The sequence below is a fragment of the Flammeovirga sp. OC4 genome (genome assembly GCF_000812565.1).
In the GTDB taxonomy this organism is placed as follows: Bacteria; Bacteroidota; Bacteroidia; order Cytophagales; family Flammeovirgaceae; genus Flammeovirga.
In genome coordinates this window covers 42136-54189 of the sequence record NZ_JTAM01000030.1, presented here as the reverse complement: position 1 = coordinate 54189, position 12054 = coordinate 42136, and the positions used below count along the sequence as shown (strand labels likewise).

General features: G+C 36.0%; 9 protein-coding genes. 8 read left to right on the top strand and 1 reads right to left on the bottom strand.

What is annotated here, in order from left to right; translation table 11 throughout:
* Window positions 1-105: 105 nt before the first annotated feature.
* The 6 genes from PL77_RS17100 to PL77_RS17080 all read left to right on the top strand — a co-directional run bounded on the left by PL77_RS17100 (window position 106) and on the right by PL77_RS17080 (window position 6749).
* On the top strand, window positions 106-1602 hold the full coding sequence (locus tag PL77_RS17100) for a sulfatase (protein ID WP_082026604.1): 1497 nt from the start codon (window positions 106-108) through the stop codon (window positions 1600-1602).
* Window position 1603: 1 nt separating this feature from the next.
* On the top strand, window positions 1604-2995 hold the full coding sequence (locus tag PL77_RS17095; RefSeq protein WP_052444508.1) for a sulfatase: 1392 nt from the start codon (window positions 1604-1606) through the stop codon (window positions 2993-2995).
* A 376-nt stretch (window positions 2996-3371) separates the two neighbouring features.
* Window positions 3372-4745 carry a sulfatase gene (locus PL77_RS17090; protein ID WP_052444507.1) on the top strand — a complete coding sequence of 458 codons (1374 nt, stop codon included), beginning with the start codon at window positions 3372-3374 and terminating at the stop codon, window positions 4743-4745.
* A 13-nt stretch (window positions 4746-4758) separates the two neighbouring features.
* A complete protein-coding gene (locus PL77_RS17085; protein WP_044207914.1) occupies window positions 4759-5874 on the top strand; it encodes an FMN-binding protein in 1116 nt (371 codons plus the stop codon).
* Window positions 5875-5877: 3 nt separating this feature from the next.
* Complete coding sequence (locus PL77_RS32555; protein WP_156152406.1) at window positions 5878-6018, top strand: 4Fe-4S binding protein; 141 nt, start codon at window positions 5878-5880, stop codon at window positions 6016-6018.
* On the top strand, window positions 6015-6749 hold the full coding sequence (locus PL77_RS17080; protein WP_216595916.1) for a flavin reductase family protein: 735 nt from the start codon (window positions 6015-6017) through the stop codon (window positions 6747-6749). Before PL77_RS32555 ends, PL77_RS17080 begins: the two co-directional genes overlap by 4 nt.
* A gap of 31 nt (window positions 6750-6780) precedes the next feature.
* On the opposite strand, the gene PL77_RS17075 is transcribed toward PL77_RS17080, so the two are convergent.
* Entirely contained in the window at window positions 6781-7251 is a 471-nt protein-coding gene (locus PL77_RS17075; RefSeq protein ID WP_044207911.1) for a DinB family protein, read from the bottom strand.
* A gap of 376 nt (window positions 7252-7627) precedes the next feature.
* Here PL77_RS17075 and PL77_RS17070 point away from each other — a divergent pair, with 376 nt between their 5' ends.
* Both PL77_RS17070 and PL77_RS17065 read left to right on the top strand, forming a co-directional pair.
* Complete coding sequence (locus PL77_RS17070) at window positions 7628-7870, top strand: hypothetical protein (protein ID WP_044207908.1); 243 nt, start codon at window positions 7628-7630, stop codon at window positions 7868-7870.
* Window positions 7871-8069: 199 nt separating this feature from the next.
* Window positions 8070-11987, top strand: a complete 3918-nt coding sequence (locus PL77_RS17065; RefSeq protein WP_044207905.1) for an ATP-binding protein — start codon at window positions 8070-8072, stop codon at window positions 11985-11987.
* Window positions 11988-12054: the final 67 nt, after the last annotated feature.

Below are 12054 nucleotides of genomic sequence, written 5' to 3'. Positions count from 1 at the left end.
AATCTCTATTTAAGCCTTTATTAAGAAGATATTAATATAATTATTAGCCCCCGAACTTAATATTGTGATACATCCATGAGGAGATGAATTAAAACACAATTATGTATGAAGACTTATATATTACTTATACTCGCACTTTGCTTTAGTTTAGGTACTACAGCAGATGACAAGAAAAAACCAAAGAAATCGATAAGACCTAATGTATTATTTATCTCAGTGGACGACTTGAACATGCATTTGCCTTCTTTTGGATATGATAATGTTAAAGCACCTAACATTGAGTCATTAAAAGAACAAGGTATTTTGTTTCGACAGGCGTATTGTCAGTACCCTGTTTGTGGACCATCAAGAGCATCGTTTCTGACAAGTATGTATCCGGCACAAACCAAGATTTTCACTAATGGTCCTCACGTTACAGATACACGTCCGGATGCTGTAAGTATTGGTAAGGTATTTCAAGACAACGGGTATTGGGTTGCGAATGCCGGAAAGGTTTATCATCCTGGAGCGGAAGATTTTACTTGGGATGCCAAAAGAACAAAAAAGATGAAGGAAAACGATTTAGTACTTCACCTTAAAGATAAATTTGAAAAAGAATACGGACCAATCGATTCTCCTGAGAAGGAAAAAGCTTGGGAAGTATTAAAAAAGCAATACAGTGATGATGACAGACAAGGAAAACATGCTTTGCCATTGCCCATCAAAGATGGTATACCCTTGGAAGATGATTTGAACCTAGAGGCTTTTAATCAATGGATGGATCAACAAACGTATGGAGATCAACCTTTCTTTATCGCCTATGGATTTCATAAACCACATGTACAATATACTGCACCACAACGCTTTTTTGATTTATATCCTTTGGATGAAATTCAACCGGAGAAAGTACCTATGGATGACTGGAATACAAAACCTTTGATTGCGAATTGGAAGAGGTATGAAGCATTTGAAGATATCTATTTTGGATTGGGATCTATGGATGCAAGAAAGCGTTATATGCAAGGGTATTATGCCTGTATTTCTTATATTGATGATATTTTAGGTCAGTTAGTCACTACATTAAAAGAAAAAGGGCTTTGGGAAAATACCATTATCGTTTTCTTCAGTGATCATGGCTACCATATGGGCAACCACTTTTTATATGGCAAAGTATCCCTTTATGAGGAAAGTGCAAAATCTCCTTTGATCATCAGAATACCGGATAATAAAAACAACGGAATGGAGGTCATGACCACAGTGGAATTGATGGATGTTTACCCTACAATTACAGAGTTGATTGGTTTGGAAAACCCAAGTACTGTAAAAGGAACAAGCTTGGTGCCATTGCTTGATAACCCTAAGAATAAAGCTTTTCAAAAACCAGCATTGACGTATGCAAAAAGAGGGGAATTGTTGGGTACATCTGTAAGAACAGACCGCTATAGATATACACAGTGGGGAGATGATCCTACGCAATCGGAATTGTATGATTATGAGGTAGATCCGAAAGAATATAAAAATAAAGTCAATGATCCAGAATATGCTGAGGTGTTGAAGGAGATGAGAGAAATTTTTCATCTGAAAGTGGAAGAAGCTTCTGTAATTGACGCAAAAATGAAATAAAATGAACTATAAAGCAATAACATTTAAATTGATTGTATTCCTTTCCTTTTTAGGGATGAGTACAACTACTATCGCTCAAGATAGACCTAATATTATATTTATTTTGGCTGATGATTTGGGGTATGGTGATTTGCCTGTATATGGACACCCATACACTAAAACACCACATTTAGATCAGTTGGCAGACCAGGGTAAAGTGTTTACACAAGGGTACATGTCAGGATCTTGGTGTATGCCGGCAAGGGCCGCTTTGATGACAAGCCTTTTTCCTTCAAGAGAGTTTTTGAGCAGTTTTGTGATTGATGTTGAAAAACCGTCAGTCACTAGCGTAATGAGTGAGGCAGGATATAAAACAGCACACATTGGAAAGTGGCATATCGGCGACAATAAAAGAGGTGAAAATGCACCTCCTCCATCAGAATATGGTATTGATTTGAGTTTTACAACGCAGAGTACAGGACCTGGTTTTACATCAAAAGACAAAAAGAAACCTCACTACAGAGAGCATACAACTACACACTATGTGGATATGGCCATTGACTTTGCAAAGGAAAATAAAAACAAGCCCTTTTTCATCAACTTATGGTTATACCCTACGCACTCTTACATTGATCCTCTTCCAAAGTATTTGGCTCGATTCAAAGATTTGAAAGTTGATATCAATGACTTTGAAAGTGAGTACCAAAGGGACTTTTTAAAGTTTGTTGCAGAGACGAATGATATCAATAAGGCAATGCAAGCCTATTGTGCTGATGTTTCTAATTTGGATGATGAAATTGGTCGTTTATTGAAAGCTATTGAAGAGATGGGGTTGGATGAAAATACGATCATTATCTTCTCTAGTGATAACGGTCCTGGTCCAATTTTAAACAATACAAAAAAGTTGAAAGAGCGTTATGCCAAGAAACCAAATTTGGCAAATTCTGTAGGTTCAGCCGGTCCTTTCAGACAGAGAAAAGGAAGTATGTATGAAGGAGGAATCAGAGCTCCATGGATTGTAAAGTGGCCAAACAAAATTAAAGCTGGTACAAGAGACGAAGAAACATTAATTGCAGGAGTGGATTTTTTACCTACTGTCGCAGCATTGGCAGGAGTAGAGGTGCCTTCTTCAATGCAAATGGATGGTGTAGATGTAAGTAAAGCAATTTTGGGTACTCCTCAGCAAAGAGAAAAATTGCATTTCTGGAGTGATAAACCGAACTGGCAAGTGGTACGAGATGGTAAATGGAAAGCACACCTTCACTTGAATAAAGTAAAATTATATGATCTTGAGGCAGATCAAGGTGAAACGACTGATGTGGCTGAACAACACCCTGAACTTGTAGCCAAATACGGAAAATTACTAAGAGCTTGGAAAAAAGAAATTCATAAGCCTGTAGAAAAAAGCAAATAAGACTTTTTGAATGAAGAAAAGATGGTCTGTGTTATGGTCCTTAAAGTGTTTGTTTTGGGTGGTGCGTTAGGACGTTCCTACAGTCCACTTTCATTTTTTTGCTAGAATACCCTTTATGATGAATACGGTTGTAGGGACGTTGCATTGCAACGTCCACCGAACCACAACAAGAACCATTTTTTTCTTCACTTTTAATTCTTCATTAAATAAACATATAGTGGTTCGTAAGGACGTTGTAATACAATATCCTAGTGAACGGTATCAATAAATTTTTCTTGTAATTAAAATTGTGAGAAACAGTAGAGACGTTGTATTGCAACGTCCATGCGTTCCCTATTAAAAACTCTCTTCCTAGCTCAATTTGACCATTAATGAAATGAATAAATGCTACAAAATACTCTCATTAATCCTTTCTCTATTTTTCTACACTACCCTTATAAGCAATGCATCTGAAGGTGAAAAGAAAAGAAAAAAACAGCCCAATATCATCTTTATTTTTGCAGACGATTTGGGTTATGGCGATTTAGGCTGTTATGGTCATCCTTACATCAAAACGCCTAACATTGACAAGTTGGCTGAAGAAGGCACACGTTTTACGCGTATGTACGCTACAGGTGTGACTTGTAGCCCTAGTCGTACAGGTTTTTTGACCAGTAGACACCCTGCATCGTACCAAAAATTTATGCCTTTTCATGGTTTTTCAGGTAGAACAACTATCACTGAACTATTGCATAATAATGGTTATTTCGTGGGGCATATTGGTAAGTGGCATATCAGTGGAGATGAAAACCCTCCTCATGGAACTTACGGTATGGACTTTATTAAAGTGATGGGAAATGCCGAAGAGAAAACAGCTGGGAGAGATGATGATATTTTTGCAGAAGCTGAATTATTCTTAGAGGAAAGGAGTCAATCTGATCAACCTTTTTACCTTAATATTTGGGGGCATATTTCTCATTTTGCAGTGGATCCCCATGAACGATTTTCAGAGGAATTTAAAGAGGTAAATGTTGATGCTTCTCAATTCGATAAATACTATCAAAAGAAACTTAAAAAAGCGCAGGAGCTAGGAGGAGACGTTAATCAGTCTTTTAGAAATTATTTAGGCGATGTATGGTCTTTAGATTTAGCCGTTGGGCGATTATTAAAAAAGTTAGATGATTTAGGGTTAACCCAAAATACAATTATCGTTTTCTCAAGTGATCAAGGACCGGCACCTGTAAAAATGAATAAGAAAAAGGATCCCAATGTGGTCGCGAATATGTTAGGATGGGCCGGAGGACTTAGAGGAGGAAAGCATGAACAATTTGAAGGTGGAGTGAGAATACCATTTATCGTAAAATACCCAAATCATGTGCCTGAAGGGCACGTCAATACTACTTCAGTGTTATCAGGTTTGGATTGGCTCCCTACCTTGTGTACGATAACAAATACGTCATTTGACGTAAGTCAATATGAAGGAAAAGACGTATCTGAAATATGGTTCGGAAAAGAATATACACCAAAACGTTACTTATATTGGAAGACGAATTCTCCTAATGGTGCAGTTTCTATTTTAAACCAGAATTGGAAAGCACATTATCTCAAAAAGCAAAAGAAGTATGTATTGTTCAATCTAACTCAAGATGCAGGTGAAACTACCGATGTAGCTCAGGATAATCCTGAAGTTTTAAAAGACCTAATTGAAAAGGTAGAAGCTTGGAATAATACCTTACCAACATCTTATCTCAAAGGAGAGAAGACTAAATAATTATCATAAACAAATGACAACAAAGGAAAAACAAAAAAAACGGATACCACCGAAACGCCCTGTCAAGAAATCGAAGAAAAAGGAACCTCAAAAAGGACTAAACTCACTTCAAGCGTATAACTTGTATAGGGTGGTTTTGATCTCTCTTTTAGTAGTGGCAGTGGGCATTTCAGGAGGTTGGAAATTGCCTTTTTTACAACAAGAGGGTTACACTAAAAAGATTGTCGTGACCCAGAGTCACTTGGAGGAAATCTTCAAAAAAGCCAAGTACTTTACGGTAGATGACCAAAAAAAATATACGGTTTACAACCAATATAAAGACATTATAGGATACGCCATTTCCACGCACGATTTTGCAAGTCATGTCAGAGGCTTTGCAGGAGAAGTACCCGTGCTGATTGGTTTTGATAACGATTCGACCATACAGGGAATGCAGATGCTGCAGCACAATGAATCAGGAGAGTATATCGAATTTATTTTGGATGATAAACTTCTAGAAAAGTGGAATGGAATGACTTTCGATCGAGCACTTTATAATAAAGTAGATGCGATTACCTCTGCCACCGAAACAAGTGAGGCAATCATTGAAACGATTCAAGTGACGATGTCTGAAGTAACAGGCAAGGAATTGGAAGAGAAGCATTATCCATGGACCTTAATTTTGCAATGGGTATTGACTTCAGCCACCCTGCTTTTTGGCTTGTTGGTTTGCTTCTATCGTCCTATGAAAAATTATAGAACCACTATGTTGATTATGGTGGTGATTGTGATGGGATTTGCTTATCAGAAAATGATCTCCATTTCGTTTTTACATGGATGGATTGTAAATGGTATATCTCTTGATTCAAATTTGGTGTCAGTAGTTTTGTTAGGCCTATCTGTCTTATTACCCATCACCACCAAAAAACAGTTCTATTGTCATTATATGTGTCCTTTTGGAGCCGCTCAGGAGCTAGCTGGAAAAATATCTCCTTTCCAAAAAAGGAATATGAACTTCTTAAAAATTCGCTCAATCCCCTTACAAACAGTGGCAACTATAGTATTGATTTGTTGCATTTTCTTGGGTGAATACCCCGAACTATCTTTCATTGAACCCTTTCCCTCTTTTTCGTTTAGGGTGGTATCATAGTGGATGATTGGTTTTGGCCTTTTATTTATCGGATTATCCTTCTTTTATTCTAAACCATGGTGCAAAATCTGTCCAACTGGATTTGTACTTGACAATTGTAAAAAACGCTCAGCAAGAGATAACAAAAAATATAATATTCTATGAAACTAAGTGAACTTCTAAATATAGTACTTGTAGTAGTACTCATTTTTGTATTAATCCGTTATAATGTAAAAGAAGCAAATGGAGAAGTCAATGAAGCTTCTGTAGTGAATTCCGTTGCCGTAATGGATTCATTGCACGTTAAAAAATCCGTAGGTAAAAGACCGTTCTTATTTCCAATGCCGGTAGGTGTGATAGGTTCTTATGATAGTGTGGGGACACCCAATATTATGTCAGCATCATGGATTGGCATTGTGAATTCTAATCCAATGAGTATTGGCGTTTCGCTTCGTCCTGCCACGCACACTTATAATAACGTAATGAGAAATAAGGCTTTCACCGTAAATATTGCCAATGAAAAATTAATAGAATATGTGGATTGGGTAGGGCATTATTCAGGGAAAGACGTAAATAAGTTTGACGTTTTACCTCTAACGCCCGTGAAATCAGAACTTGTCAATGCGCCTTACGTCCATGAATTTCCAGTAGTGTTGGAATGTAAAGTAGTCAGAACTACAAACCTAGGAAAACACACTCATTTTGTAGGTCAGATTATGGATGTAAAGGTAGATACAGCAATATTCAAGGCAGATAAAAAGTTTGTGGATATCAATAAATTACGCCCAGTGATGACCGGTCATGGTTCAGGTTATTTTGGAATAGGTGAGAATTTAGGTCGAGGAGGAAAAGTATACCAACGATTGGGAATTACTCCTGATGAGGAAGCAAAATAATTGTGAGAATGATAGAATGAATTCATTATTATTAATACTCAATTTTCGATGTTCTTTCAATTTGGTTCATGTGTTGTTCAAAATGATCAACATATAATTCAAGCCACATTTTAAGTGTAATTTTCCCAAAATCCTTATGTATTACATATTTATCCCAGTCGGACTCTTCGCAAAGTTGCAGTTGATGTACTGTGATACTTCTAAGTGATTCAAAAAGATTAAGGTAATGATCTAAAGGCTGATTTTGGTATTTTAGTTCTTGCGACCACTTCCATTCGTCTACTACAAAAGTATCATTTGTAGGTTCAGCAATGATTGTTCTGTATCGAAGAAAAGCATTAACTTCACTGTCAGCTAAATGTATGATGATCTCTTTAATACTCCATTTATTTGGAGAAGGTTTAAATTGGAGTTCTTCCTCATTAAATGTAGATGCTTTTGCTCTTAATAATTGAGGTGCTTTACTATATTTTTGGATCAGTTGTTTTGTTTTGGAATTCATTTTTTGAAAGCTTGCTTGTTATTTGATACCGTAAACTTGCATAAGTATTTGATAATAGTCAATTCTTTTTTGTACTCATTATAATTTATAGAAAGAAGTGAGCGCAAAGAACTATGTAGAGAGAAAATAGAGAAGGAGTTGGAAAATTGTGAATGTAGAGAAGTAGGTAAATGTGAAAATAATAATTCACCGATATGTATAGATTATCATAAACCTCCTGATTTCTAAAAACCACAAATCTTTATAGAGGTCCGTGTAGATATTGTATTACAATGTTGGCACGGACTTTTAAATACCCCCATATTTTCTAACACGAAAACCCTCGTTTACTATTGATCTAGTCCTTAACTTTACCCTTTGAATAAGACAAAAAATAATGAACAAAGAGCAACAAATTTTACAGGACATTTATCAAAGCATCAAGGATAAAAATATCTTACTTTTGAATACCACACTGAATATAAAAGGAGAAGATATTCCCTTTTGGTTCAAACGTTTTGGAGTAATTTTAGAAGAGTTGAAAGGAATATCAGGAATTGACCCTACAGCTCAAAAAGTTGAAAATGAACAATTTTGGTTAGAAGTGATGAGGGCGTTTATTGATGTGGTGCCAAGATAAAAAATAACAACTTCGCCCTATTACTTACCCCACCTGTATAAAGGTGGACGAAAATTGGGTTTACAGTGTACTTAAATCAATGATAAAATCCTATATTTATAAAATAGATAGGCTGTAAACTAAGTCTAAAGTTTAATTTACACCAAATATCAACTACTTTTTATCCATCGTCACCAACGATCCATTTTTTTGAGTAATAATGACTATCAAGGCAAATATATTAATCACTACACTCTTACTTTTTGGGCATTTCGTTTTTGGTCAATTTTCATCTAAAATTTATACTGTAAATGATGGTTTGTCAATCAATGAAGTCACTGATCTGTATATTGATCAGCAGATGCACTATTTGTGGGTGTGTACTAATAACGGATTGAATAGATTTGATGGACATAGTTTTGAACCAAAATACATACAACGCAAAGAGGGAAAAGTCAGTCATTTTATCAATGCTTTGGTAGAAGATCATAACCATCATTTTTGGGTAGCGACCAATAGGGGATTAGCACGTTACGATTATCAAAGGGATCAATGGCTCCCTCTCCACAGTGATTTAGAAGTAGGGATTTATACTCAAGTAGAGGTATTGAATGATACTTTACTTTATGCCGTGAGAGATAATGATGATTTGATAGAGGTAAACCTTAAAACCAACGATTTTAGAGAGGTAAAAACACCTCTTTTTGAAGGAATTCTTCAATTGGAATCCTTTGAAAATACGTTGCTTATTGGTGGATGGAAAGGACTTTACGCTTATGCTCCGTCCACTCAAAAACTGGAAGTTTTAGGCAGAAAGTATATTAAAAATGCATTATTTATCAAATACCTTGAGGATCAAACACTTTGGATTAGGGATAATGATCAGCTAATGTATATTCCTATTGAAGCTGGCATACCACAATTTTCAAAAGCAATCAACATCAATGCCTCATTAAAAGATCAGGATACACCCAAGTTCCATATTTCTGATATAGAAGTTTTTCAAGACGGCTATTTATTTTGTGATGATTCTAAATTGAAAAAGATTCATAAAGACGATGTATTAAACCCTAAGCTAGCGGAAAACATACAAATATCACCTTTAGAGACCGTCAAGATTGTAGTGGATCAATATGAAAATATATGGTGTGCGACCTGGAAAGAAGGGTTTTATCAGTTGCAGCAAAGGGAAAAGCCATTCAAGAATGTGGCTTTAAATGCGAACGATAAACAGGAGGCACCATTACGGTTTGTAAAAGGTTTTTCAGAGATTGAAAATTCTGAAATTTTGATGGTGACAGAGAAAAATACCTACTTTATTTTCAATAAAGAAAAGGGCACAATAAAGCCTTACCATGATGAACCGTTTCCAGCATACTCTGATAAAAAAGCACTTCAATTACGTAAAGATTGGAAAGGTAGAATTTGGACAGGAAACCATCAAATTGGAACCCGAGTAGTGTACGGTCCTGATAAGGAAAAGATCAATCAATTAATTACTCAAAATACTTCAAAGACACGCTACCTTGCGGTCAATGATTTTTCGATAGATGCATCACAACGGAAAATTCATATGGTTGGAGCTTCTAACATTTTATCTTATGATGATGAAAAATTTACTTTTGAAATCAAAAAGATTGATGCTCGAAGGTTGTATTGTATCGAAAAAGAAAAAAGAAGTGGACATTATTGGTTAGGTAGTGCACATGGCCTCCAAGTATTTGATGAAAACTTGGAAGTTAAACTACAAGAATATGAAGAACTGATTCATCAGGCAGGGTTGGAAGATACCCGAATTAATTGTTTATATCAAGATGAAAGTGAGGTATTATGGATAGGAACTTATGGCGATGGTTTGTATTGCTATGAGGAGAAAAGTAAAAAAATTAGTGCAGTAGTAGTTCCGGAATATTTGGATGTAAAAGTAATTTATAGCATCATTGATGATCAAGAGCAATCCACCTTATGGATTAGTACCAATAGTGGTCTTTTGTCTTACCAAAAAAGTGCTAAGACCTTCAAAAAATACAGTAAGGAAGACGGTGTATTGGACAATCAATTCTGTTATCGCTCTTCTTTTAGAGCCAATGATGGCACTTTATTTTTTGGTGAAGCAAATGGATTTACTTATTTCCACCCGAAAGATTTAAAGTCTAAAAAAACGCCATTACCCGCCCCTCAATTTTCAGACTTTTATATTGGTCAGCAAAAGACCAACTTGGTTGATTTCACGAAACAAAATACAATTGAAATTAAAGACAAGAACTTTGAATTTAATTTCTTTACACCTGAATTGAGTAATGCGGAAAGCTACACTTATGCTTATTTTCTAGAAGGCTTTGACCAAGAATATCAATATGCCCACCGAAATACACCAAAGGCAGTTTATCATAATGTACCGCCGGGAAAATACAGGCTGAAAGTGAAAGTGACCCGTCCCTTTTCAGATTGGTCAGAAGAGGTGTTTAGTCCTTGGCTTAGAGTGCCGTTGCCGTGGTATAAAACAACAATGGCCTATGTCAGTTTCACATTCTTGTTTCTGTTTATTTTTGTCTTGTCGATATGGATCATTAAAGTACAATTACATCTGAAAAACACAGTGGTGATGGCACAGTTAGAGCAGCGTAATACTGAAGAGATTAGCCGAACAAAATTACGTTTCTTTACCGATATAACACATGAAATACGTACACCTCTCACTTTAATTTTAAGCCCTCTCAACGCTCTTTTAGAAAATAGAAAGTTTGATGTACCTACTCAAAAGAGTCTCAATACCATTCAGAAAAGTGCCAAACGCCTTTCTTCTTTAGTCGATGAATTATTATTGTTTAGAAAAGCGGAGGAAAACAATTTGCATCTGAAATTAGAAGAAGTGGATATTCACTTGGTGATGGAAGATATTTGTGATTGGTTTAGTTATGAGGCGGAAGTCAAAGAAATTGCAATAGAATACTTCAGTGAGGATATTCCTTTGTCAGTGGTGATGGATAGAGAGATGATGGAAAAGGTATTATCCAATTTGGTAAGTAACGCCCTCAAATTTACAAAAGCAGGAGGGAGAATTACTTTATCTTGTCATCAGGAGCTGGAGACCACAGTGATTAAAATTGAAGACAATGGAAAAGGAATGAACGAAGAGGAGGTTGATCGTATTTTTAACCGTTTCTATGAATTAAATCCCTCTGAGTATGCGGGATTTGGTATTGGTTTAGAATTGTCACAAAGGATTGTTTTAGCACATAAGGGAGAAATTTCAGTAGAGAGTCAATTGCATCAAGGGAGTACGTTTATCATTAAAATTCCAAAGCTGACAGCTAATGTCAACACCGCAACACAGATAGAGACAACAGAAAAGCAATACTTGAATACAGATATTCATAAAGAGGAATTAGTGCCTTCGATGATGGAAGGGAAGTTATTGATTGTAGAAGATGATGCAGAAATCAGAGATTATATTGCAGGGATATTCAAAGAAAGATTTACGGTAGTAACCATGAAAAATGGACAGGAAGGTCTGTTTTATGCCCAAAGTAATGCAGTAGATATGATTATCTCAGATTATCAGATGCCGATGATGAATGGGGTTGAGATGTGTCAGCATTTAAAGTCGGATATATCTACCTCTCATATTCCGATTGTGTTGCTTTCTGCATTCAATGAAGTAGAAGATCAATTGAGAGGCTTGGAAGTGGGGGCAGATGATTATGTAGAAAAGCCATTTGACGAAAAAATTCTATATTTTAAAATAACAAACCTCCTCAATACGCGTCAACAACTGTTGAACAGTTTTGAACAAGGGCAACCCCTCGACCTCGAAGGGTTAAATCAACAAGACCAACGTTTTATTAAGCAGCTAACACAGATTATTGAACAGGAGATTCATAATGAAAATCTATCTGTTGATTTTGTGGCAGACAAAATGAAAATAAGTCGTACTACTCTCAACAGCAAGCTCAAAGGTTTATTGAATGTCACGACTTCAGAATATATCCGAAAGGAAAAATTAAAAGAAGCCTATCGTTTACTGGTTAAAGAAGAGTACAATGTCACAGAGGCCGCCAATGCTGTAGGTTTCTCATACGCCTATTTTAATACCATTTTCAAGAAGGAGTTTGGGGTACCGCCAGGAAAACTTTAGTGTGTACTATTTTATCCAATCCATTGGTGCGAATGTTAAGCGATAGCGGTATTCGTGTCTTGTAAAT